The sequence below is a fragment of the Pseudomonas sp. N2-3-1-14 genome, from assembly GCF_041228395.1.
Lineage (GTDB): Bacteria > Pseudomonadota > Gammaproteobacteria > Pseudomonadales > Pseudomonadaceae > Aquipseudomonas.
Genome location: NZ_CP166199.1, coordinates 4,451,103 through 4,473,378 on the forward strand (window position 1 = coordinate 4,451,103; position 22,276 = coordinate 4,473,378).

The 22,276-nt window shown below is 62.1% G+C and carries 21 protein-coding genes and 1 pseudogene; 10 read left to right on the top strand and 12 right to left on the bottom strand.

All coding sequences use genetic code 11. The features are described from left to right. Nucleotides 1-8: 8 nt before the first annotated feature. The 7 genes and pseudogenes from AB5I78_RS20510 to AB5I78_RS20540 all read left to right on the top strand — a co-directional run bounded on the left by AB5I78_RS20510 (nt 9) and on the right by AB5I78_RS20540 (nt 7,518). Nucleotides 9-881, top strand: coding sequence for an SDR family oxidoreductase (locus AB5I78_RS20510; protein ID WP_242195581.1), 873 nt, complete (start codon nt 9-11; stop codon nt 879-881). Between the two features lie 3 nt (nt 882-884). Continuing rightward, entirely contained in the window at nt 885-2,501 is a 1,617-nt protein-coding gene (gene atuC / locus AB5I78_RS20515; RefSeq protein ID WP_369301236.1) for a geranyl-CoA carboxylase subunit beta, read from the top strand. A gap of 15 nt (nt 2,502-2,516) precedes the next feature. Further along, nucleotides 2,517-3,674 (top strand): citronellyl-CoA dehydrogenase, encoded by a 1,158-nt coding sequence (gene atuD, locus AB5I78_RS20520; RefSeq protein ID WP_369301238.1) that lies wholly within the window; start codon nt 2,517-2,519, stop codon nt 3,672-3,674. Further along, nucleotides 3,671-4,438 carry an enoyl-CoA hydratase/isomerase family protein gene (locus AB5I78_RS20525; protein WP_369301239.1) on the top strand — a complete coding sequence of 256 codons (768 nt, stop codon included), beginning with the start codon at nt 3,671-3,673 and terminating at the stop codon, nt 4,436-4,438. Before atuD ends, AB5I78_RS20525 begins: the two co-directional genes overlap by 4 nt. 108 nt (nt 4,439-4,546) lie before the next feature. Beyond that, a pseudogene (locus AB5I78_RS20530) lies at nt 4,547-6,474 on the top strand (acetyl-CoA carboxylase biotin carboxylase subunit). Nucleotides 6,475-6,540: 66 nt separating this feature from the next. Then, complete coding sequence (locus AB5I78_RS20535) at nt 6,541-7,083, top strand: exonuclease domain-containing protein (protein ID WP_119742324.1); 543 nt, start codon at nt 6,541-6,543, stop codon at nt 7,081-7,083. 153 nt (nt 7,084-7,236) lie between these two features. Next, nucleotides 7,237-7,518 (top strand): pyrimidine/purine nucleoside phosphorylase, encoded by a 282-nt coding sequence (locus AB5I78_RS20540; RefSeq protein WP_106576484.1) that lies wholly within the window; start codon nt 7,237-7,239, stop codon nt 7,516-7,518. A gap of 64 nt (nt 7,519-7,582) precedes the next feature. Here AB5I78_RS20540 and AB5I78_RS20545 read toward each other — a convergent pair whose 3' ends face one another. After that, nucleotides 7,583-8,389 (bottom strand): MOSC domain-containing protein, encoded by an 807-nt coding sequence (locus AB5I78_RS20545; protein WP_369301243.1) that lies wholly within the window; start codon nt 8,387-8,389, stop codon nt 7,583-7,585. Between the two features lie 316 nt (nt 8,390-8,705). Continuing rightward, nucleotides 8,706-9,641 (bottom strand): chemotaxis protein CheV, encoded by a 936-nt coding sequence (locus tag AB5I78_RS20550; protein ID WP_017134971.1) that lies wholly within the window; start codon nt 9,639-9,641, stop codon nt 8,706-8,708. Nucleotides 9,642-10,247: 606 nt separating this feature from the next. Between AB5I78_RS20550 and AB5I78_RS20555 the strand changes: the two genes are divergently transcribed. The 3 genes from AB5I78_RS20555 (at nt 10,248) to AB5I78_RS20565 (ending at nt 12,598) form a co-directional block, all read left to right on the top strand. After that, nucleotides 10,248-10,697, top strand: coding sequence for a hypothetical protein (locus AB5I78_RS20555; protein WP_178119654.1), 450 nt, complete (start codon nt 10,248-10,250; stop codon nt 10,695-10,697). Between the two features lie 351 nt (nt 10,698-11,048). Then, nucleotides 11,049-11,942 carry a sensor histidine kinase gene (locus tag AB5I78_RS20560; RefSeq protein WP_369301244.1) on the top strand — a complete coding sequence of 298 codons (894 nt, stop codon included), beginning with the start codon at nt 11,049-11,051 and terminating at the stop codon, nt 11,940-11,942. Then, nucleotides 11,939-12,598: a response regulator gene (locus AB5I78_RS20565; RefSeq protein ID WP_369301245.1), complete on the top strand. Its 660-nt coding sequence runs from the start codon at nt 11,939-11,941 to the stop codon at nt 12,596-12,598. The genes AB5I78_RS20560 and AB5I78_RS20565 overlap by 4 nt, the downstream gene beginning before the upstream one ends. Here AB5I78_RS20565 and yegS read toward each other — a convergent pair. From yegS to AB5I78_RS20615, 10 genes are all read right to left on the bottom strand, one after another. Continuing rightward, nucleotides 12,557-13,477 (bottom strand): lipid kinase YegS, encoded by a 921-nt coding sequence (yegS, locus tag AB5I78_RS20570; protein WP_106576480.1) that lies wholly within the window; start codon nt 13,475-13,477, stop codon nt 12,557-12,559. The genes AB5I78_RS20565 and yegS overlap by 42 nt on opposite strands. A gap of 366 nt (nt 13,478-13,843) precedes the next feature. After that, nucleotides 13,844-14,236, bottom strand: coding sequence for a DUF2802 domain-containing protein (locus AB5I78_RS20575; RefSeq protein ID WP_369301247.1), 393 nt, complete (start codon nt 14,234-14,236; stop codon nt 13,844-13,846). Continuing rightward, nucleotides 14,237-14,722, bottom strand: a complete 486-nt coding sequence (locus tag AB5I78_RS20580) for a chemotaxis protein CheW (RefSeq protein WP_106576477.1) — start codon at nt 14,720-14,722, stop codon at nt 14,237-14,239. It abuts the gene before it with no gap. A 79-nt stretch (nt 14,723-14,801) separates the two neighbouring features. Beyond that, the gene (locus AB5I78_RS20585; RefSeq protein WP_369301249.1) at nt 14,802-15,596 is read right to left on the bottom strand and encodes a CheW domain-containing protein; all 795 of its coding nucleotides are present in this window, start codon (nt 15,594-15,596) and stop codon (nt 14,802-14,804) included. Then, nucleotides 15,596-16,384 (bottom strand): ParA family protein, encoded by a 789-nt coding sequence (locus AB5I78_RS20590; protein WP_014719332.1) that lies wholly within the window; start codon nt 16,382-16,384, stop codon nt 15,596-15,598. Before AB5I78_RS20590 ends, AB5I78_RS20585 begins: the two co-directional genes overlap by 1 nt. A 50-nt stretch (nt 16,385-16,434) precedes the next feature. Then, nucleotides 16,435-17,322: a flagellar motor protein MotD gene (gene motD / locus AB5I78_RS20595; protein WP_145158853.1), complete on the bottom strand. Its 888-nt coding sequence runs from the start codon at nt 17,320-17,322 to the stop codon at nt 16,435-16,437. A 28-nt stretch (nt 17,323-17,350) separates the two neighbouring features. Then, nucleotides 17,351-18,091: a flagellar motor protein gene (locus AB5I78_RS20600; RefSeq protein ID WP_145158855.1), complete on the bottom strand. Its 741-nt coding sequence runs from the start codon at nt 18,089-18,091 to the stop codon at nt 17,351-17,353. After that, a complete protein-coding gene (locus tag AB5I78_RS20605) occupies nt 18,091-19,212 on the bottom strand; it encodes a chemotaxis response regulator protein-glutamate methylesterase (RefSeq protein WP_145158858.1) in 1,122 nt (373 codons plus the stop codon). Before AB5I78_RS20605 ends, AB5I78_RS20600 begins: the two co-directional genes overlap by 1 nt. A 49-nt stretch (nt 19,213-19,261) precedes the next feature. Continuing rightward, nucleotides 19,262-21,475, bottom strand: a complete 2,214-nt coding sequence (locus AB5I78_RS20610; RefSeq protein WP_369301251.1) for a chemotaxis protein CheA — start codon at nt 21,473-21,475, stop codon at nt 19,262-19,264. Nucleotides 21,476-21,486: 11 nt separating this feature from the next. Then, on the bottom strand, nt 21,487-22,275 hold the full coding sequence (locus AB5I78_RS20615; protein WP_145158861.1) for a protein phosphatase CheZ: 789 nt from the start codon (nt 22,273-22,275) through the stop codon (nt 21,487-21,489). Nucleotide 22,276: the final 1 nt, after the last annotated feature.

Sequence of the window (22,276 nt, forward strand, 5' to 3'; positions counted from 1 at the left end):
GCGTTGCCGTGGCCTTCGACTCAATCTTCAAAGCCGACCTGTTCCACGGGCAAACCGTGATCGTCACCGGTGGCGGCAGTGGCATTGGCCGCTGCACCGCGCATGAACTCGCGGCCCTCGGCGCTCAAGTGATTCTGGTGGGGCGCAAACCGGAAAAACTGCAAACGGTGGCCGCGGAAATTGCCGAAGACGGCGGCACGGCCCATTGGCAGGCTTGCGATATTCGCGATGAAGACGCGGTGAAGGCGCTGGTTACGCAGATTATCCACGCACACGGCCCGATTCACGGGCTGGTGAATAACGCCGGCGGCCAATACCCGTCGCCCCTGGCCTCGATCAATCAAAAGGGCTTTGAAACCGTGCTGCGCACCAACCTGGTCGGCGGCTTCCTGATGGCGCGGGAAGTGTTCAATCAATCCATGAGCAAGCACGGCGGCGCCGTCGTCAACATGCTCGCCGACATGTGGGGCGGCATGCCCGGCATGGGCCACTCGGGCGCAGCCAGGTCGGGCATGGACAACTTCACCAAAACCGCTGCGTTCGAATGGGGCTACGCCGGGGTGCGCGTCAACGCCGTGGCGCCGGGCTGGATTGCCTCCAGCGGCATGGACACCTACGAAGGCGCCTTCAAGGCGGTGATCCCGACCCTGCGCGAGCACGTGCCGCTCAAGCGGATCGGCACCGAATCGGAGGTCAGCGCGGCCATCGTGTTCCTGCTCAGCCCCGCCGCCGCGTTCATCAGCGGCAGCACCTTGCGCATCGACGGCGCCGCCAGCCTGGGCAGCCGCGCCTGGCCGCTGCCCAAGGCGCAACCGCCGAGCGAGCCGTTCAATGGTTTCCACCGTGCCTACCTGCCCGATGTGCTCAAGGCGGAGCACTAAACCATGCCGGTGATTGAAAGCTTGATCGACGCCCACAGCCCGCAGTTCGCGCAAAACCGCGAGGCGATGCTGGCCGCCATCGCGCAGCTGCGCCAGCTGGAGCACGCCCTGCTCAGCAAGGCACAGGAAGCCAAAGCCAAGTTCGACACGCGCGGCCAACTGCTGCCCCGCGAGCGCCTCAACCTGCTGCTGGACCCCGGCGCGCCGTTCCTGGAACTGGCCAGCCTGGCCGGCTACAAACTCCACGACGACAAAGACGGCAGCGCAGCCGGCGGCGGTTTGATCGCCGGCATCGGCTACGTCAGTGGCGTGCGCATGTTGGTGGTGGCCAACAACAGCGCGATCAAGGGCGGCACCATTTCCCCCACGGGGCTGAAAAAATCCCTGCGCCTGCAACAGATCGCCATGGAAAACAAACTGCCGGTGGTGACGCTCGCCGAAAGCGGTGGTGCCAACCTCAACTACGCTGCCGAGATTTTCGTCGAGGGTGCCCGCAGCTTTGCCAACCAGGCGCGCATGTCGGCCATGGGCCTGCCGCAGATCACCGTGGTGCACGGCTCGGCCACGGCCGGCGGTGCGTATCAGCCGGGGCTGTCGGATTACGTGGTGGTGGTGCGCGGCAAGGCCAAGCTGTTTCTCGCCGGACCGCCGCTGCTCAAGGCCGCCACCGGCGAAGTGGCCACCGATGAGGAACTGGGCGGCGCCCAGATGCACGCGCAAACCGCCGGCACCGCCGAATACCTGGCCGAAAACGATGCCGACGGCGTGCGCATCGTGCGCGAGATCGTCAGCCTGTTGCCTTGGGATGAGCACCTGCCGCGTGCGCCGACACGCAGTTACACAGAACCGCTGTACCCCATCGAAGAGCTGCTGGGGCTGATCCCCGACGACCCGAAAAAACCCTACGACGTGCGCGAAATTCTCGCGCGCCTGGCCGACGGTTCCAACTTCCTCGAATTCAAGGGCGAGTTCGACGCCCACACCGTCTGCGGCCATTTGCACATCCAAGGCCGCGCCGTCGGCGCGATCGGCAATAACGGCCCGATCACGCCCAAAGGCGCGAGCAAGGCCGCGCAATTTATCCAGTTGTGCGACCAGAGCCGCACGCCGCTGCTGTTCCTGCACAACACCACAGGTTTCATGGTGGGCACCGAGTCAGAGCAACACGGCGTGATCAAGCACGGCGCGAAGATGATTCAGGCAGTGGCCAATGCGCGGGTGCCTAAACTCACGGTGGTGGTCGGCGGCTCCTACGGCGCCGGCAACTACGCCATGTGCGGCCGCGGCCTGGACCCGCGCTTTATCTTCGCCTGGCCCAACAGCCGCACGGCGGTGATGGGCGGCGCGCAGGCGGGCAAAGTGCTGCGCATCGTCACCGAGGCCAAGCAATTGAAGGAGGGTTTGGTGCCCGACCCCAAGGTGCTGGACATGCTCGAACAGGTCACCGCGCAGAAGCTCGACAGCCAGTCCACCGCGCTCTATGGCAGCGCGAATCTGTGGGACGACGGGCTGATCGACCCACGCGATACCCGCACGCTGCTGGGTTACCTGCTGGATATTTGCCATGAGGCCCAGAGGCGGCAGTTGCAGCCCAACAGTTTCGGTGTGGCGCGTTTCTAAAGGAGAACAACAACAATGATTTTTACCCAGGAACATCAGGAACTGCGCCGCACCGTGCGCGCCTTCGTCGATCACGAGATCAACCCGCATGTGGACGAATGGGAAAAAGCCGGGCGCTTCCCCATTCACGAGATCTTTCGCAAGGCCGGTGACCTCGGCCTGCTGGGCATTTCCAAGCCGGAGTCATTCGGCGGCATGGGCCTGGATTACAGTTATTCCATTGTTGCGGCCGAAGAATTCGGCACCATCCGCTGCGGCGGCATCCCCATGTCCATCGGCGTGCAGACCGACATGTGCACCCCCGCCCTCGCCCGCTTCGGCAGCGATGAACTGCGCGACGAGTTCCTGCGCCCGGCCATCAGCGGCGAGCAGGTCGGCTGCATCGGCGTCTCGGAAACCGGCGCCGGCTCCGACGTCGCCGGGCTGAAAACCCATGCACGCAAAGACGGCGACGACTACGTGATCAACGGCAGCAAAATGTGGATCACCAACTCGCCCAGCGCCGACTTCATTTGCCTGCTGGCCAACACCTCCGACGACAAGCCGCACATCAACAAGTCGCTGATCATGGTGCCGATGAACACGCCGGGCATCAGCGTCAGCCCACCGCTGGAAAAACTCGGCATGCACAGCTCCGAGACTGCCCAGGTGTTCTTCGACGGTGTGCGCGTGCCGCAACGCAATCGCATCGGCCACGAAGGGGCGGGCTTCATGATGCAAATGCTGCAGTTCCAGGAAGAACGCCTGTTTGGCGCGGCCAACATGATCAAGGGCCTGGAATACTGCATCGACAGCACCATTGAGTACTGCAAAGAACGCCAGACCTTCGGCAAAGCGCTGATCGACAACCAGGTCATTCACTTTCGCCTGGCCGAACTGGCCACTGAAATCGAATGCCTGCGCGCGCTGGTCTACCAGGCCACCGAGCAATACATCAAAGGCCAGGACGTGACCCGCCTGGCGTCCATGGCCAAGCTCAAGGCCGGGCGCCTGGGCCGTGAGGTCAGCGACAGCTGCCTGCAATACTGGGGCGGCATGGGTTTTATGTGGGACAACCCGGTGGCCCGCGCCTACCGCGACGTGCGGCTGGTGTCGATTGGCGGCGGCGCCGACGAAATCATGCTGGGCATCATCTGCAAATTGATGGGCACGCTGCCTGGGAAAAAATCATGAATACCCTGCTGCTCGAACCGCATAACGGCGTGCTGCACATCACCCTCAATCGCCCGGCGCATCGCAATGCCATGAGCCTGGAGATGGTCAACGAACTGCGGGCGGTGTTGGCGCAGCTCGACAGCCAGGTGCGCGCGCTGGTGATCAGCGGCGCGGGCGGGCATTTCTGCGCGGGGGCGGATGTGAAAGACATGGTCACCGCCGGCGGCACGGCGCGGTTGCAGGCGCTGAACCGCGCGTTTGGCACCTTGCTGCAAGAAGTTGAGGCGGTGCCGCAAGTGGTGATCGTGGTGCTGCAAGGCGCCGTGCTGGGGGGCGGGTTTGGGCTGGCGTGTGTGAGTGACATTGCGATCGCCGATCACCAGGCGCGATTCGGCTTGCCGGAAACCAGCTTAGGCTTGTTGCCAGCGCAGATTGCGCCGTTTGTGGTCAAGCGGATTGGCCTGACCCAGGCGCGCCGGCTGGCGCTGACGGCGGCGCGGTTTGATGGGCTTGAGGCGCAGCGCTTGGGCGTGGTGCATTTTGCCGAGAGCGATGCGCAGGCATTGGCGCAGCGCCTGGATGAAGTGTTGGGACACGTGCTGCAGTGTGCGCCGGGCGCGAATGCGCGGACTAAAGCGCTGTTGCTGGCCAGTGCCGACGAGCCGCTTGAGGCGGTGCTGGATCGCGGGGCGCAGTGGTTTGCCGAGGCGGTGACGGGCGTGGAAGGAATAGAGGGGACGCAGGCTTTTGTGCAGAAGCGTAAGCCAGGTTGGTGCAAATGACGCCATCGCAGGCAAGCCAGCTCCCACCGTTGAAACGCCTTTCAAGGTGGGAGCTGGCTTGCCTGCGATGGGGCCAGAACAAACACCCGATTACCCAGGGATAAACCAATGCCCCCATTCAGCAAAATCCTGATCGCCAACCGCGGCGAAATTGCCTGTCGCATCCAGCGCACCGCCCAGGCTCTGGGCTACCGCACTGTGGCCGTCTACAGCGATGCCGACGCCCAGGCCCTGCACGTGCAGATGGCCGACGAAGCCGTCAACATCGGCCCGGCGCCCGTCCAGCAGTCGTACCTCAACATCGCCGCCATTCTCAACGCAGCCAACATCACTGGCGCCGACGCCATCCACCCCGGCTATGGCTTTCTCTCCGAAAACGCCGACTTCGCCCGCGCCTGCCAACACGCGAACATCACCTTCATCGGCCCAAGCGTTGAGGCCATCGAACTGATGGGCAGCAAGCGCCTGTCCAAGCTGGCCATGCTCGAGGCTGGCGTGCCGTGCATACCCGGTTACCAAGGCAACCGCCAAGACGACGCCAGCCTGCAAGAGCAAGCCAAGTGCATTGGCTACCCCCTGATGATCAAGGCCAGCGCCGGCGGCGGCGGACGCGGCATGCGCCTGGTGCACGACGCCAGCCAACTGCTCGACGCACTGCGCACCGCCCGCTCGGAAGCGATGAACGCCTTTGGCAGCGACGAACTGATCCTCGAGCGCGCGCTGATCGACCCGCGCCATGTCGAAATTCAACTGTTCGGCGACAGCCACGGCCAGCTCATCTACCTGGGCGAACGCGATTGCTCGATCCAGCGCCGCCACCAGAAAGTCATCGAGGAAGCCCCTGCCCCGTGATGACCCCGCAACTGCGCCACGCCATGGGCGAAGCTGCCCTGAAGGCCGGGCGGGCGGTCAGTTACGTGGGCGCCGGCACCGTGGAATTCCTGCTCGACCGCGACGGCCAATTCTATTTCCTGGAAATGAACACGCGCCTGCAAGTGGAGCACCCGGTCACCGAGCTGATCACCGGCCTCGACCTGGTGGCCTGGCAACTGCAAATCGCCGCCGGTGAACCGCTGCCACTCACACAGGCCGACGTGACCCTCAGCGGTCACGCCCTGGAAGTGCGCCTGTACGCCGAAGACCCGGCCCAGGGCTTTGTGCCGCAAACCGGTGACGTGCTGCGTTGGGAGCCTGCCGTCGGCGTGCGGATCGACCACGGCGTGCTCGAAGGCCAGCGCATCAGCCCGTTCTACGACGCCATGCTCGGCAAGATCATCGCGCACGGCGCCACCCGTGAAGAAGCCCGGCGCAAACTGCTGCGAGCAGTCCAAGACACGGTATTGCTGGGCGTAACGACCAACCAGCGATTGCTCGCCGATCTGCTTGAACACCCGGACTTTATTGCCGGCGATTTCAGCACCGGATTCATCGCCGCGCACTTCAGTGACATTCCCCGCCAGGCAGCCACGGATGAACAGATCGCCCTGGCCGCCGCGCTGTTTTATCAACACAGCGCCGGTACCCACCCCCGAGGTTTAACGGGCTGGCGCAACAACGCCAGCGTGCCTTGGACTTATCGGCTGGATATTAACGACGCACCCCACGCGGTCGCCGTGAGCGTTTTGCACGCCAACCACCTGCAGGCCAACGGCATCGACATTCGCAACCTCAGTACCGATGGCCGTCGGGCCACGCTGGAGATCAACGGCGTGCGCCGCCGCGTCGCCTATCACCTCGACGATACCCAGCTCTGGCTGCCCGGCGTGCGGGTGATCAACCTTACCCAGCAGGTCGCCAGCCGCCAGGCCGATGCCGGCAGCGGCACCGTCAAGGCGCCGATGGACGGTGCCATTGTCGATATTCGGGTCAGCGCCGGTCAGCGTGTCAGCCAGGGCCAGCTGCTGCTGGTGCTCGAAGCGATGAAGATGGAGCATCCGCTGACGGCCGGCATCGACGGCGTGATCAAAAGCGTGCAGGTGATTGCAGGCGCTCAGGTGCGCAACCGCCAGGTTTTGCTGGAGATCGAAAAGCCCTAGGCGGAACTACAAGGCCCGGCTACGCTCTATCCCCATCAGGAAGGGACGAGTACGGGAACCTGCGCGATGCCTCATTGGCTGATTATTGACCTTGAAGCCACAACGGATGAAGGCGGCTGGCCCGTGACGGAGATGGAAGTCATCGAGATCGGCGCGAGCCTGGTGAACCGCCAAGGCCGTGAACTGGATCACTTCCAGCGCTTTGTGCGGCCGCTGCGTCGGCCGTTGCTGACGCCGTTCTGCCGACAGCTCACCCACATCACCCAGGCCAACATCGACGCCGCGGCACCGATGACCGATGTGTGGCCACTCTTCGAACGCTGGCTGGGCCAACATCACACGCGCCTGGAAGGCTGGGCCAGCTGGGGCGACTACGATCGCAAGCAGCTTGAACTCGAATGGCAACGCCATGGCCTGGCCAGCGCGCTCGCACAAACGCCGCATGTGAACCTCAAGCAGCGCTTTGCCAAGGCCCGGCGCCTGGATAAGCCGCTGGGTCTCAACGGCGCGCTGCAATTGGCGGGGATGCAGTTTCAGGGTCAGCAACACCGGGCGCTGGAAGATGCACGCAACACCGCGCGCCTGCTGCCATTGATTTTGCCGGTCTAGGCAGCGCGCAAAGGCTTGGGCATACTGGCCGGCCTTTTCCAATATCCTGCTGTTCTGTAGGAGCCGGCGTGCCGGTGATGGCGTGCGCCTGAGCGAAGCCAGGCACGTCCATACAGAGCAGCAAGCCTTAATCCACTTTTCGAGGATTCACCCATGTTTAAAGTCAACGAATACTTCGACGGCACCGTCAAGTCGATCGCTTTCGGCACCGCAGAAGGTCCGGCGACCATCGGCGTAATGGCACCGGGTGAATACGAATTCGGCACCGCCCAGCGTGAAATCATGCACGTGGTGTCCGGCGCCCTGACCGTGAAACTGCCCGACGCCGACTGGGAAACCTTCGCCGCCGGCAGCCAGTTCAACGTACCGGCCAACAGCAAGTTCCAGCTGAAGGTCGCGGTAGACACTGCTTACCTGTGCGAATACCGCGGCTAAGGGTTGCACCGGTCAAAAAAATGCCCGTCTCGCAGGAGACGGGCATTTTTTATGCGCGAACGTGTTACTCGATGATGGTCACCGGCATGCCCACTTCCAGACGGCCGAGGTCATCGTTGACCAGGTTCTGGCCGAACAGGGCGCCGTGTTCCGTCTTGCGATAGGCATCGAGCGTGGCGAAGGGTTCGCGATCGGCACTGCGTTCGCCGGTCGCCGGGTCGATCGTGGTGAGGATGCAACGTGCGCAGGGCTTGACCACTCGGAACTCAACGTCGCCGATACGCAGGCGCTTCCAGCCGTCTTCGGCGTACGCTTGACTGCCTTCGATCACCAGATTGGGACGAAAACGCAGCATTTCCATGGGCCGGCCGACCTGCCGGGAAAGGTCGTCCACGGACGCCTGACCGATCAACAACAGCGGGTAGCCGTCGGCAAACGCCACCTGGTCGTTATCTTTGCCGAAACCGGCCTCGGTGCTGCGTGCACGGGCCAGTGGCATCTGCACCAGCCGCGTGGCTTTGCCGATAAAGTCACTGACCCAGGCCGCCGCCGCATCGCCGGCATCCGGCACACGCAGGGTATCGCGCCAGATCGTCACCCCGCGCAGTTCGGCGTCGCTGCCAGGCAAGGCCACCTCCAGCGGCGCCATGCCAGGCGTGCTCAGGGTCAGGCCACCGGCGCTGTTCCACAACGCCGACAACTGGCTCATCTTCGCCACCGCCCGCTGCGTCAGAAATCGCCCGCTGGCTGCGTCCACCAACATCCAGCGTCGATCCCCGTCCAGCCCGAGTTGATCCAGACCGACCTGCTTCAAGGCTTCGGCCTTGCCGGACTTCAAGGGATAACGGTACAACGCGCTGAGACGAAGCATGAGCCTGCGTTCCTGAGGGGACAAAGCGCCACCCTATAGCAGGCAGCCCCCGGAATCAAAGGACGACGCCCCCACAGCCAACAAGCAGGTGCAACGCGCAGACTCAGCGTGGCAGCAGAAGTATTACGGCGAGCGGGCTTACTGTGGCGAGCGGGCTTGCCCCGCGTTGGGCTGCGAAGCAGCCCCACAACCAGACACCGCAGTTCTACTGAGACACCGCAGCGTCCTCATGGGGCCGCTGCGCAGCCCAACGCAGGGCAAGCCTGCTCGCCACAAAGAGCCAACTCACCCAACTACAGCTTCCCCTTAAAGAGAATCAGGCCGGCACTTCATCCAGCATCAGGCGTTGGCGCACCACATCCACCAGCTTGTCGGGCTGGAATTTGGACAGGAAGTTATCGCAACCGACCTTTTTCACCATCGAGTCGTTGAAACTGCCCGACAGCGAGGTGTGCAGCACCACGTAAAGCCCGCGCAGGCGCGGATCGTTGCGGATTTCGGTGGTCAGGCGGTAGCCGTCCATCTCCGGCATTTCGGCGTCGGTAAAGATCATCAGCAGTTTGTCGGTCATCACCTGGCCGCTGTCGGCCCAGGCCTTGAGCATGTTCAGCGCCTTGAGGCCATCACTGGCGATGTGCATTTTCACCCCAAGCTGGCCAAGGGTGTCGCGCAATTGCGACAGGGCCACATTGGAGTCGTCCACCAGCAGCACTTCGCGGCCACGGGCGCGCTCCAGCACCGGGTCTTCGAGTTTCTCGCGGGAGACCTTGGCGTTGTACGGCACGATTTCGGCGAGAACTTTTTCCACGTCGATGATTTCCACCAACTGGTCATCGACCTTGCTGATGGCGGTGAGGTAATGCTGGCGACCGGCGCTGGCCGGTGGCGGCAGGATGGCTTCCCAGTTCATGTTGACGATGCGGTCCACACCGCCCACCAAGAACGCCTGCACTGAGCGGTTGTACTCGGTGACGATAATCGTGCTGTTGGGCCCCGGCACCAGCGGACGCATGCCAATCGCCTGCGACAGGTCGATCACCGGCAGGGTCTGGCCGCGCAGGTTGACCACGCCACACACAAACGGATGACGCTGGGGCATCAGGGTCAGCTTGGGCAACTGCAGGACTTCCTGCACCTTGAACACATTGATCGCGAACAGCTGCCGCCCGGCCAGGCGAAACATGAGAATCTCCAGGCGATTCTCACCCACCAGTTGCGTGCGTTGATCTACCGTGTCGAGAATGCCGGCCATTAAAAGCTCCTGATGTGGTGTGTGTGCGGCTGGTTCAGCGGGTCGGGTATCGCGACCCTGCCGACCAACGCGCCGTCTTTGAATTCTTCGCGAGCATGCTTGCGTCTATGCTCGTTATCGGCGGCGATCGCCAGAGCTTGACCCCGGTAAAATGCCACGTAAATTCATTGATGTCACACTGACATCATGGTTTACTGCAACGGCCTCTTCAAACGGCACTGCAGCAACGTCGCGCGACCTTCAAATCGACGTGAGGTTCCGCTGCGTAAGGGAATCCCCTATACACAATCAGGCCCAACCTGATATTCGCGATATCTAATAGCCATTAATGTGACGCCATTCTCATTGCATGAATGGAGTCAGGCTTTTGTTTGCCATCCCAAGCCCTCGGCCCACGGGTCTTTCAGAGATTGCCGTGGCGGCATCCAAAGTTGTGCAAGCGACCCGAATGACCAGGGCCACTCTCGGCTACCGTGATCATTCTAATAACGGTCCTACTCGAATTTCGGAAGCGGGCTACAGATTTCAGTCATATTTCAGCGGTAGGTTTACGCCATTCACCCGGTGCGGCATCTCATCACCCGAGCTTATGTTGCGGAGACATGCATGATGAATAACGCAAACGAATGGCAAACTGCACTTCCCGAATTCCTGCTTGAGGCCGAGATGCTCCTGGCCAAGTCGCAAGAGTGCTTGAACCACTTGCACCTGATTCGCAACGACAGCGATGCCATCGACTGCATGAAAATCAGTTTGAGCAAGCTGGCTGAAAAGGCCGAAGGCCTGGCCCTGCAGGCGATCAGCGAATTCTCTCGGCATATTCAAAACCTGATTGCCAATGCCGCCTGCCCCATGGAACTGCATGACCAGGCGCTGAAGGCCTTGCATGACTGCCTGACATTACTGGCCTGGCAACTGGAGTTGATCGACACCCGCACCGGCGAACTGGCTCTGGATGAAAGCGAGCAAACTAAATTGATTGCGACAGTCACCTTGCAGATCCCGCAAAAAAACTTCGGTTATAAACCGCAGCAACGCTTACATCACACCTCATGAAGGGGTGAGAGGTCGTATTTAATCAGTGAGTTATCTAATAACGACAGCAACATATCAATTAGCCATCAGCGCTATAACTCTGCACACCCACTTCATTAATACAACGGCCTGCTGTTTCAACTCCGGGACCCTCTAACGCGCAGACTAGGGCCCTGAGTATTTATGCGTGGTTGTTAACCCCTCAGGCGAGTCGCCAGGCGACCAACGGTAATAGTGGTGGTACTATGCCCCGCTCGAAGTGAATCAACTTCATGATGTATAAAAGATGTTTCGGCACCGCATATCAAACAAAGCCCCGTCAGCCGCCGTGACCGGTCTTCCCGCAGCGAACCTTCATTGGCTCCATCCGCTATGTACGCCAGCTTAAAGTCACTCATCGCAAGATCCGTGTCCCGCAGCAATGCCCGCCGCATCGTTCTCGCCCTGTGCCTTTGCTCATTGCTGGTCAGCCTGTGGGCCTATACCCGTTCCGCGCCGTTGCCGTTATTGATCCCTTTGCTCAACCTGGCCACGTTGCTGGTGGTGGGCGTGCAACAGTGGCGCTCGCGCAAATCGATAAAATTCCAGCCGCAGGAATTGGCCGATCGCTTGCTGCAAGTACAGGAAAACGAACGGCATCGCCTCAGCCGCGAATTGCATGACGACATCGGCCAGTTGCTCACTGCCGCCAAGCTGCAAAGCGAATGGCTCAAGCGCCGCTTGCCGCCAGACCTGCAAAGCCAGTGCACGGTGCTGTGCAACACCTTGAATGAAACCCTGGCCAAAGTGCGCGACGTCTCGGCCATTCTCAACCCCAGGCAGCTGGCCAGCCTGGGCTTGGAAGCCAGCCTGCGCGCGCACCTGCTCAAGACCCTGGAAAACACCCCGGTGCACTGGAGCCTGGAATGCCAGCAACGGCTGACCGGTATTCCCGAAGAGATGGCCGTGGCGGCCTTTCGGATCACCCAGGAAGCGGTGACCAACATGCTTCGCCATGCCCAGGCGCACAACTTGCTGGTGCGCCTGCAACGCCTGCCCGAAGGCCTGTCGCTGATGATCTGCGATGACGGCCAGGGCTTCTCGCCTGCCATCAACCCCGGCCTGGAAGGCCAACGGGGCATGGCCGGCATGTCCGAGCGGATAGATCAGTTAGGGGGCACTTTGTCCGTCAACAGCCAGCCTGGCAAAGGGACCCGGATCGACGCACTTTTCCCCTGGGCGCCGCGCGCCCTCGAACGGGCCAGTTCCCCTAAGGTTCTCGAGTGACCTGCAATTTACTTCTGGTGGATGACCACGCACTGATTCGGGCCGGCGTACGCGCGCTGATCCAGGATATTCCCGGCTACACCGTGATCGGTGAAGCCAATGATGGTGCGCAGTTACTGGAAAAATTCAGTGCACTGCAGCCGGATATCGTGCTGCTGGACCTGTCGATGAAGCACGTCGGCGGCCTGGACGCATTGCAGCAACTCAAGGCGGCCTACCCCAAAAGCAAAGTGCTGATCCTGTCGATGCACACCGACCCGGAGCTGATCATGCGGGCGCTGGAGTCCGGCGCCCATGGCTACCTGCTCAAGGACACCACCGCCAACGAGCTGGAACACGCCCTGCTCGCCTTGAGCAACAACGAACGCTACCTGAGCCCGGCGATTGCCCACACCGTGATCAATCAGGCGCTGATCCGCAGCCAGGGTCCCACTTCCCCCGTCGCCCACAGCCACAACCTCACGGCGCGCCAGCTGGAAATCCTGCGCCTGATCGTGCGCGGCAAATCCACCCGGGAGATCGCTCACGGCCTGGGCCTGAGCATCAAGACCGTGGAGGCGCATCGCTCGCAAATCATGAAGCGCCTGCAGATATTCGACGTGGCGGGCCTGGTGCTATTCGCCGTTCGCGAGCAGATCATCAGCCTGGACGATTAGCGGCGAATTCAGCGGCAGGTGCACACGCAAGGCCTTGGGCAGTGCAGAGAACCGCAGGTCATCGCCTTTTAACGGTTCACCGTCCAGGTTGATGTACAGCCCTTCGGCCACCTTGATCTCGACCCACGGCAGGCGCGCGCGCACAAACATGTTGTCCAGGCCCCAGCCGTCGCTCATCAGGGTCATCAGCGTGCCAACCACCTCCTGAGGTGCCGGCAGAATGCTGATATCCAGCAAGCCGTCGTCGGCCAACGCGCCAGGGCACAGCACATGCCCGCCGCCCGCTTGGCGACCGTTGCCGATCCCCAGCGCGAGCAGGTCGCCCTTCCAATGGAAGCCCGGCCCTTCCAGCTCGCCATAGGCGGCCTTCAGTTCACTGAAACGCGTCAACCCGGTGAACAGGTAGGCCGCGCCGCCGAGGACTTTTTTCAGGTCTTCGGAGGTATTGGCCGTGACCTGGCTGCCAAACCCGCCGGTGGCCATATTGAGGAACATTTGCCCGCCGGCCTGGCCGAGGTCGATGGCCCTGGGCGGTACGTCCAGCAGCGCCAGCGCGTGCGCAGGCTGCAGCGGAACGCCGGCGGCGCGGGCAAAATCATTGGCGGTGCCCAACGGCATCAGCACCAGGCTGGCGTCGGTCTTGGCCAGCGCCATGGCTTCGGCCACATCGCGCAAGGTGCCGTCGCCACCGCCGGCGATCAGGTGGGTATAGCCGTCGGCCAGGGCCTCATTGACGATGCGCTGGGCGTCGCCGCCCTCCCAAGTGACCCGCACCGCCAGCTCCCAGCCCTGCTCACGACGGGCCTGCACGGCGGCGCGCACATCCTCGTTGAGGGCTTGCTTGCCGTGCAGGATCAACAGTGCCTTGGGGGTGGTCATGCGGGGATTCTCCTGGGTTCAAAGGTGCTTGAAGGATGTGGACATTGGCCGGAGAGAAAAAAGCCATCGGGGACGCAAATTTATTGGCCGCCTGGAAGTTATCCATCGCCTTGCACATCGATACCTTGCCGTTGGGCACAGGATCTACGACATCCCATCGCTTGCCGTCGGCAGACAGCTCATGCAGCTGGATTGAACAGTCGGCGTAAATGCTCGCCTGCACCCTGTAATCCGTCCCAGGCCGCGGCGCAAATGTCAGGCGGCACCTATCGAGTGCGCCTGGTGTACCGAGGTGTCCGCATCGCAGGCAAGCCAGCTCCTACAGGAAAGCCAGCCCGCAACGTCGGACAGGTGCAGCAACCTACGTCAGCTTTTGTGCAACTTACTCATCAATTGCGCTTCAGCCTGGGTCAAGCCACACGACTGCGTCAGCTCATCCACGGTCGCGCCCATGCCCACCAGCTTCGCCGCCTGGGCGAACGACAGGCTCGAAGGGTCGCGTTGTTCGATCTGCGCCAGCTTGTCCGGCAGCGGCCCGAGAATCGCGCGCAGTTCATGCAACTCGTCCCCGACCTTTACCGCAGTCTGCTGGAAGTGATCCACGCGCTTGACCAGGTCAAGAATGCGCCGGTCACGCACGGCATCGCGCTCGGCCTGTTGCTGGGCCAATTCGCGTTGCTGGCGCATATAGCGCAGCAGGAACGCCACGGTCCCGGCCCACAACAGGGCCAGGACAATCACCGCCGCTTCAAAAAACAATCAGATGTTCTCCAGGTCCTGCCATTCTTCTTCGCTCATCATCTTGTCCAGCTCAACCAGAATCAGCAGTTCGCCGTTCTTGTTGCACACGCCCTGGATGAACTTGGCCGATTCTTCGTTGCCCACGTTCGGCGCGGTTTCCACTTCCGATTGGCGCAGGTAAACCACTTCGGCCACGCTGTCGACCATGATCCCGACCACCTGCTTGTCGGCTTCGATGATGACGATACGCGTGTTGTCGTTAACCTCGGTCGGCACCAGGCCAAAACGCTGGCGGGTATCGATCACGGTCACCACGTTGCCGCGCAGGTTGATGATGCCCAGCACGTAGCTCGGCGCACCCGGTACCGGCGCGATCTCGGTGTAGCGCAACACTTCCTGCACGCGCATCACGTTGATGCCGTAGGACTCGTTGTCCAGTTTGAAGGTTACCCATTGCAGGATTGGATCATCGACCAAACCTTGTGCGGATGCTGACTTGTTCATTCCTCGGACCCCTTCAAATACCGTTTTCACGGCGTATGTACTTCGCTGACCGCACTTGCATGCGGGCCTTATTGTTCAATCAACTGCGTTTGTTCTGTGGCATCGCTTTTACCGCGCCGCTGGCGATCAACTCAGCCAGCTCGGCGACATCGAGCAACGCGCACATGTGTTCAATCACGGTGCCGGCCAACCACGGCCGTTGGCCCCGGTGGCTGCGCCATTTGATTTCATTGGGGTCCAGGCGCAACGAGCGGCTGACTTGATGCACCGCCAGCCCCCACTCGTAGCCCTGCACCGAAATCACGTACTGCAAACCCTGGCGGAAGTCATCGCGGTAACGGTCGGGCATGACCCAGCGTGCGGTGTCCAGCACCTTGAGGTTACCGGCCTGGCTTGGCAGGATGCCGAGAAACCACTCCGGTTGCCCGAACAGCGGCGTCAGCTCCTGACCTTCCAGCGAATAGATCGAGCCCAGGCACACCAGCGGCACCGCCAGGGTCAACCCGGCGACGTCGAACAACAGGCATTCGAACGGCTCGGCGGCCCACGCCGGGCGACCATCCGCGGTGACTGGCGGCGGCGTGATGCTCGGCGGCAGGTGGACTTCCACCACCGGCTCGACCACCACGGGCGCCACGACCGCCGGCGCAATCGGCGCTATCGGCTCAACCACAGGCACGAGGTATGCATCGCGGGCTTGTTCTTCGAGCACTGCCAACTGGAACTCATCCAGCGTGCCTTCGGCCTCTACAACCGGTTCAAGCACCAGAATCGGTTCCGGCAGTTCCTCTTCGGTCGCGTCCTGCAGCAGGGCATCCAGGTAGGATTCCAGCGCCAGTTGCGGCCGGGTCTTGAATTCAACGGGACGGTTCATCACGCCACCTGCGCCACAAGCTGTTGCGACAGCAAATGCTTGAGCAACGCGCGGTACGCCAGCACGCCACGGCTTTTGCCATCGAACTGCGAAGGCGTCAGGCCTGCGCGGCTGGCGTCACGCAGGCGCGTGTCGACCGGGATGTAGCCATTCCAGATGGTGTCCGGGTAGGCATCGCGCAATACCCGCAAGGTGCCAAGGGACGCCTGGGTACGACGGTCGAACAACGTCGGCACGATGCTGAACGGCAGCGCCTGCTTGCGCGAACGGTTAATCATCGCCAGCGTGCTGACCATGCGCTCCAGGCCTTTGACCGCCAGGTGCTCGGTCTGCACCGGGATCACCAACTGCTGGCTGGCCGCCAAGGCGTTGACCATCAGCACGCCCAGCAGCGGCGGGCTGTCGATGATCGCGTAGTCGAAGTCCTGCCACAGCTGCGCCAGGGTCTTGGCGATCACCAGGCCCAAACCGCTCTGCCCCGGCGACTGACGCTCCAGGGTCGCCAGCGCAGTGCTGGACGGCAGCAGGGAAATGCTTTCGTTACTGGTGGGCAGCAGCAATTGCCCCGGCAAGTCGGCCGGCACGCTGCCTTTGTGCAGGAACAGGTCGTAGCAGCTGTGTTCCAGCGCATCCGGGTCGTAGCCGAAATAGCTGGTCATCGAGCCATGCGGGTCGAGGTCGACCACGACCACACGCTTGCCCGCCTCGGCCAGCAAGCCGGCTAAAGCGATGGAGGTGGTGGTCTTGCCGACTCCACCCTTTTGATTGGCAACTGCCCAGACTCTCATTCGGTTGGTTCCTCCCGGCAGGCGATGGCGCGACCGAGACATTGCATAAGTTATTGAGCCGGTGACGGAGAATTGACGGCGCTCTGACGAACCGACGGCTTAACGGTTGGCGTAGCAGTTTGTGTGCCAGCCCGCTTCAGTGCCGCATCCGGTGTTGCATTGGCCGTGCCGGTGCCGGTCAGGCTGCGGCGTACATCCAGGTTGCGCGACACCACCAGCACCACGCGACGGTTGCGCGCGCGGCCTTCGGCGGTGGCGTTATTGGCCACCGGCTGGAATTCGCCGTAGCCCACCGACGCCAGCCGACCAGGATTCACGCCCTGCATCGCGAGCATGCGCACGATGCTTGCGGCGCGCGCCGACGACAGTTCCCAGTTGGTCGGGTACTGCGCAGTCGCAATCGGGAAATTGTCGGTAAAGCCTTCCACGTGGATCGGGTTTTCAAACGGTTTGAGGATCGCCGCCACCTTGTCGATGATGGTGAACGCCTGGTCGCTCGGCATCGCATCGGCGCTGGCGAACAGCAGGCTGGAGTTCAGTTCGATTTCCACCCACAACTCGTTGCCGCGCACAGTCATCTGGTTGGATTTGATCAGGTCGCCAAACGCAGCGCTGATGTCATCGGCAATGCTTTTGAGCGGGTCGCTGGTGCCACCGATGCCGGCGGCGGTTTCGTCGCTGTCGTTGACCAGCGGCTTGGCCGGGGTCACGGTCTTGGGCCGCTCTTCGCCAATGGGGATCGGCTTGAGGGCACGGTCGGCGTCGTTGAACACGCCGATCAGCGCCTGGGAAATGACTTTGTACTTGCCTTCGTTGATCGACGAGATGGAGTACATCACCACAAAAAACGCGAACAGCAAGGTAATGAAGTCGGCGTAGGACACCAGCCAGCGTTCATGGTTGACGTGCTCTTCAGGCTCGCGGCGGCGACGGCTCACAAACTCCCTCCTACACAAAGCATGCCCATCAATCCATGAAGCCCTGAAGCTTCAATTCGATGGAGCGCGGGTTTTCACCCTCGGCAATCGACAAGAGGCCTTCCAGCAACATTTCGCGGTAACGCGACTGGCGCATGGCAATCGACTTGAGCTTGCTCGCCACCGGCAGCAACACCAGGTTGGCACTCGCCACGCCGTAGATGGTGGCGACAAACGCCACGGCAATGCCGCTGCCCAACTGCGACGGGTCGGCCAGGTTACCCATCACGTGGATCAAGCCCATCACCGCACCAATGATGCCGATGGTCGGCGCGTAGCCGCCCATGCTTTCAAAGACTTTGGCGGCGTTGATGTCGCGGCTTTCCTGGGTGTAGAAATCCACCTCGAGGATGCTGCGGATCGCCTCCGGTTCCGCGCCATCAACTAGCAATTGCAGGCCTTTGCGCGCGTAGCTGTCGGGCTCGGCATCGGCCACGCCTTCCAGGCCCAGCAGGCCTTCCTTGCGGGCGGTGAGGCTCCAGTTGACCACGCGGTCGATGCCGCCTGGCAGGTCGACGCGTGGCGGGAAAATGATCCACACCAGAATCTGCATGGCGCGCTTGAACGAACTCAGGGGCGATTGCAGCAACGCGGCGCCCACTGTGCCGCCGATCACGATCAGTGCCGCCGGGCCGTTGGCCAAGGCGCCAAGGTGGCCGCCTTCAAGGTAGTTGCCGCCGATAATCGCGACAAACGCCATGGTGATGCCAATCAGGCTCAAGACATCCATCAGAGGCAGGCCTCCACCAGATGCTTGCCGATGTCGTCCAGGCTGTAGACGGCGTCGGCCAGGTCAGCCTTGACGATGGCCATGGGCATGCCATAGATCACGCAGCTGGCTTCGTCCTGGGCCCAAATGGCGCTGCCGCCCTGCTTGAGCAGGCGCGCGCCTTCACGGCCGTCGGCGCCCATGCCGGTAAGCACCACCGCCAGAACTTTGTCGCCGTAGGATTTCGCCGCAGATCCGAAGGTGATGTCCACGCACGGCTTGTAGTTGAGGCGCTCATCGCCCGGCAGGATTTTGATCGCGCCACGACCATCGACCATCATCTGCTTGCCGCCCGGAGCCAGCAGCGCCAGGCCAGGACGCAGGATGTCGCCATCCTCGGCTTCCTTGACGCTGATGCGGCACAGCTTGTCCAGGCGCTCGGCGAACGCTTTGGTAAAGGCCGCGGGCATGTGCTGGATCAGCACGATCGGCGCAGGGAAGTTGGCCGGCAGTTGGGTCAATACCCGCTGCAAGGCCACCGGGCCGCCGGTAGAGGTGCCGATAGCGACAAGCTTGTAGGCTTTGCGCTTGGGCGCAGGCGAATGCGCGCTCGGTGCAGCGGCGCGCACCGGCGGCGCCGCAGGGCGTGCCACGGGCGCAGGTGCCGGGCGCGCAAACGACGACGTCGGCGCAGCAGGCGCTGCCACCGGGGCCGGCGCCGGCGCACTGGACAGGCTGCGACGGTTACTGCGCGAAATGCTGTGCACCTTCTCGCACAGCATCTGCTTGACCTTCTCGGGGTTGCGCGAGATGTCTTCGAAATTCTTCGGCAGGAAGTCCACGGCACCCGCGTCCAGCGCATCCAGGGTGACCCGGGCGCCTTCGTGCGTGAGCGAGGAGAACATCAACACCGGAGTCGGGCAGCGCTGCATGATGTGCCGAACAGCCGTGATGCCATCCATCATCGGCATCTCGTAGTCCATGGTGATCACGTCCGGCTTCAACGCAATGGCTTGATCAATCGCTTCTTTGCCGTTGGTGGCCGTGCCGACCACCTGGATCGTTGGATCGGCGGAAAGAATTTCCGAGACGCGGCGGCGGAAGAAACCCGAATCGTCCACCACCAGGACCTTGACTGCCATAAACACTCCGTTAGGCGGGGCGGGCATTACCGCCCAAGCCCCACCAGAATCAAATACGCCGTGCGGCGTAACGCTTGAGCATGCTCGGAACATCGAGAATCAGCGCGATCCGACCGTCACCGGTGATGGTCGCACCCGACATGCCCGGGGTTCCCTGCAGCATTTTGCCCAACGGCTTGATGACCACTTCTTCCTGGCCGACCAGTTGATCGACCACAAAGCCGATGCGCTGGGTGCCCACGGACAAGATCACCACATGGCCTTCGCGCTGCTCTTCATGCTTGGCCGAAGCCACCAGCCAGCGCTTGAGGTAGAACAGCGGCAACGCCTTGTCGCGCACGATCACCACTTCCTGGCCGTCCACCACGTTGGTGCGCGACAGGTCGAGGTGGAAGATCTCGTTGACGTTGACCAGCGGAAAGGCGAACGCCTGGTTGCCCAGCATCACCATCAGGGTCGGCATGATCGCCAGGGTCAACGGCACCTTGATGACGATCTTCGAGCCTTGGCCCTTGGTCGAGTAAATGTTGATCGAGCCATTGAGCTGGCTGATCTTGGTCTTCACCACGTCCATGCCCACGCCACGGCCAGACACGTCGGAAATCTCGGTCTTGGTCGAGAAGCCCGGGGCGAAGATCAGGTTGTAGCACTCGGTGTCGGTCAGGCGGTCGGCGGCGTCCTTGTCCATCACGCCACGCTTGACCGCGATATTGCGCAGAATCGTCGGGTCCATGCCTTTGCCGTCATCGGTGATCGACAGCAGGATATGGTCGCCTTCTTGCTCGGCCGCCAGAATCACCTTGCCGTTGCGGGACTTGCCCGAGGCTTCGCGTTCTTCCGGGGTTTCGACGCCGTGGTCGACGGCGTTGCGCACCAAGTGGACCAGCGGATCGGCCAGGGCCTCGACCAGGTTTTTGTCGAGGTCGGTTTCTTCACCCACCAGTTCCAGGTTGATTTCTTTCTTGAGCTGGCGCGCCAGGTCGCGAACCAGGCGCGGGAAGCGGCCGAAGACTTTCTTGATCGGCTGCATCCGCGTTTTCATCACGGCGGTCTGCAAGTCAGCGGTGACCACGTCGAGGTTCGACACGGCCTTTTGCATGGCTTCATCACCGCTGTTCAGGCCCAGGCGCACCAGACGGTTACGCACCAGCACCAGTTCGCCGACCATGTTCATGATGTCGTCCAGGCGTGCGGTATCAACCCGTACGGTGGTTTCAGCTTCACTGGCAGGCTTCTCGGCCACCGGCGCCGCACCAGCCCGTGCAGGCGCCGGGGCGGCTGGAGCGGGTTTGGCGGCGGCCGGTGCGGCGGCTTTGGCTGGCGCGGGTTTCGCCGCTACCGGGGTGGCGGTCGCCGCGGCGGCCGGGGCCACTTCGGTGAACTTGCCTTTGCCGTGCAATTCATCCAGCAAGGCTTCGAATTCGTGATCGGAGATCAGCCCGTCGCCAGCCGGCTCTGCCGGTTCTGCCGTGGCGGCAGGCGCGGCGGCGGTGGCGGCGGTGGCGGCGACTTCCGGCAAGGCTTCGGCCGCAAAGGTGCCTTTGCCATGCAACTGGTCGAGCAACGCTTCGAATTCGTCGTCGGTAATGTCGGTGTTGGCAGACGCCGCCGGTGCTTGCGGCGCAGCGGCAGGTGCCACGGCGTCGGCGGCGAACTGGCCTTTGCCATGCAATTGGTCGAGCAGCGATTCGAACTCGGCGTCGGTAATGTCTTCGCTGGTCGGCGCTGCAGGCGCAGTGGGCGCTTGCGGTGCTTCAGCTTCGGCCTTCACCGCACTGAGGGAGTTGAGCAACTGCTCGAACTCGCTGTCGGTCACATCCGGCTCAGCCTCGACAACCGGCTCAGGCGCCGCTGCCACAGGTGCCGCCGACGTGGCCGGTTCTGCCAGGCGTGCCAGGGCGGCCAGCAGTTCGGGCGTGGCCGCAGTGATCGGTGCACGTTCGCGCACTTCGCTGAACATGCCGTTGACCGCATCCAGTGCTTCGAGAATCACGTCCATCAGTTCCGAGTCGACGTGCCGCTCACCCTTGCGCAGGATGTCGAACACGTTCTCGGCGATGTGACAGCACTCCACCAGCTCATGGAGCTGGAGGAAGCCGGCGCCCCCTTTTACAGTGTGAAAACCGCGAAAAATTGCATTGAGCAGGTTCGCATCATCCGGTCGGCTTTCCAGCTCGACCAGTTGCTCGGACAGTTGCTCTAAAATTTCGCCGGCCTCTACAAGGAAATCCTGAAGGATTTCTTCATCGGCGCCGAAGCTCATGTGGGTGCTCCTTAGAAGCCTAAACTGGATAACAGGTCATCTACGTCATCCTGACCTGACATAACGTCTTCACGTTTATCGGCATGAATCTGCGGACCTTCACCCTTGGCGAGATGTTTTTTTGGATCTTTTTCCGAGAGGATCGCTTCGCGGTCATGTTCGATACCGGCAAAACGGTCTACCTGGCCGGCCATGAGCACCAGTTTGAGCAGGTTGCTTTCCACTTCGGTGACCAATTGGGTCACGCGCTTGATCACCTGACCGGTGAGGTCCTGGTAATCCTGGGCCAGCAGAATGTCATTGAGGTTGCTGGAAACCGTGCGGTTTTCCTGCTCGCTGCGTGACAGAAAAGCGTCAACCCGACGCGCCAATTCACGAAACTCTTCAGCCCCCACTTCACGACGCATGAAGCGGCCCCAGTCAACGCTGAGCGCCTGAGCGTCGGTGGCCATGCCATTGACCAGCGGCGTGGCGTTTTCCACCAGGTCCATGGTGCGGTTGGCAGCCGCCTCAGTCAGCCTGACCACATAGGACAGGCGTTCGGTGGCATCGGTGATTTGCGAAATTTCTTCGGCCTGGGGCATGTGCGGGTCAATCTGAAAATTGACGATCGCACTGTGCAGCTCGCGCGTGAGCTTGCCCACTTCCTGATACAGGCCGCGGTCACGGGTCTGGTTAAGCTCATGGATCAACTGCACCGCGTCGCCGAAGTGGCCTTTTTCAAGGCTTTCGACCAACTGGTGAGCATGCTTTTTCAGGGTCGACTCAAAGTCTCCCTGCGACGTTTCTTTATGCTCCATA

Excerpts from the sequence above, each read along its gene's own strand:
- AB5I78_RS20585 (WP_369301249.1), bottom strand. The coding sequence starts at position 15,596 with ATGAACCGTCCCGTTGAATTCAAGACCCGGCCGCAACTGGCGCTGGAA.
- AB5I78_RS20610 (WP_369301251.1), bottom strand. The coding sequence starts at position 21,475 with ATGAGCTTCGGCGCCGATGAAGAAATCCTTCAGGATTTCCTTGTAGAG.
- AB5I78_RS20600 (WP_145158855.1), bottom strand. The coding sequence starts at position 18,091 with ATGGATGTCTTGAGCCTGATTGGCATCACCATGGCGTTTGTCGCGATT.
- AB5I78_RS20560 (WP_369301244.1), top strand. The coding sequence starts at position 11,049 with ATGTACGCCAGCTTAAAGTCACTCATCGCAAGATCCGTGTCCCGCAGC.
- AB5I78_RS20525 (WP_369301239.1), top strand. The coding sequence starts at position 3,671 with ATGAATACCCTGCTGCTCGAACCGCATAACGGCGTGCTGCACATCACC.
- atuD (WP_369301238.1), top strand. The coding sequence starts at position 2,517 with ATGATTTTTACCCAGGAACATCAGGAACTGCGCCGCACCGTGCGCGCC.
- AB5I78_RS20580 (WP_106576477.1), bottom strand. The coding sequence starts at position 14,722 with ATGAACAAGTCAGCATCCGCACAAGGTTTGGTCGATGATCCAATCCTG.
- AB5I78_RS20550 (WP_017134971.1), bottom strand. The coding sequence starts at position 9,641 with ATGGCCGGCATTCTCGACACGGTAGATCAACGCACGCAACTGGTGGGT.
- AB5I78_RS20540 (WP_106576484.1), top strand. The coding sequence starts at position 7,237 with ATGTTTAAAGTCAACGAATACTTCGACGGCACCGTCAAGTCGATCGCT.
- atuC (WP_369301236.1), top strand. The coding sequence starts at position 885 with ATGCCGGTGATTGAAAGCTTGATCGACGCCCACAGCCCGCAGTTCGCG.
- AB5I78_RS20555 (WP_178119654.1), top strand. The coding sequence starts at position 10,248 with ATGATGAATAACGCAAACGAATGGCAAACTGCACTTCCCGAATTCCTG.
- AB5I78_RS20545 (WP_369301243.1), bottom strand. The coding sequence starts at position 8,389 with ATGCTTCGTCTCAGCGCGTTGTACCGTTATCCCTTGAAGTCCGGCAAG.
- yegS (WP_106576480.1), bottom strand. The coding sequence starts at position 13,477 with ATGACCACCCCCAAGGCACTGTTGATCCTGCACGGCAAGCAAGCCCTC.
- AB5I78_RS20590 (WP_014719332.1), bottom strand. The coding sequence starts at position 16,384 with ATGAGAGTCTGGGCAGTTGCCAATCAAAAGGGTGGAGTCGGCAAGACC.
- AB5I78_RS20615 (WP_145158861.1), bottom strand. The coding sequence starts at position 22,275 with ATGGAGCATAAAGAAACGTCGCAGGGAGACTTTGAGTCGACCCTGAAA.
- AB5I78_RS20605 (WP_145158858.1), bottom strand. The coding sequence starts at position 19,212 with ATGGCAGTCAAGGTCCTGGTGGTGGACGATTCGGGTTTCTTCCGCCGC.
- AB5I78_RS20535 (WP_119742324.1), top strand. The coding sequence starts at position 6,541 with ATGCCTCATTGGCTGATTATTGACCTTGAAGCCACAACGGATGAAGGC.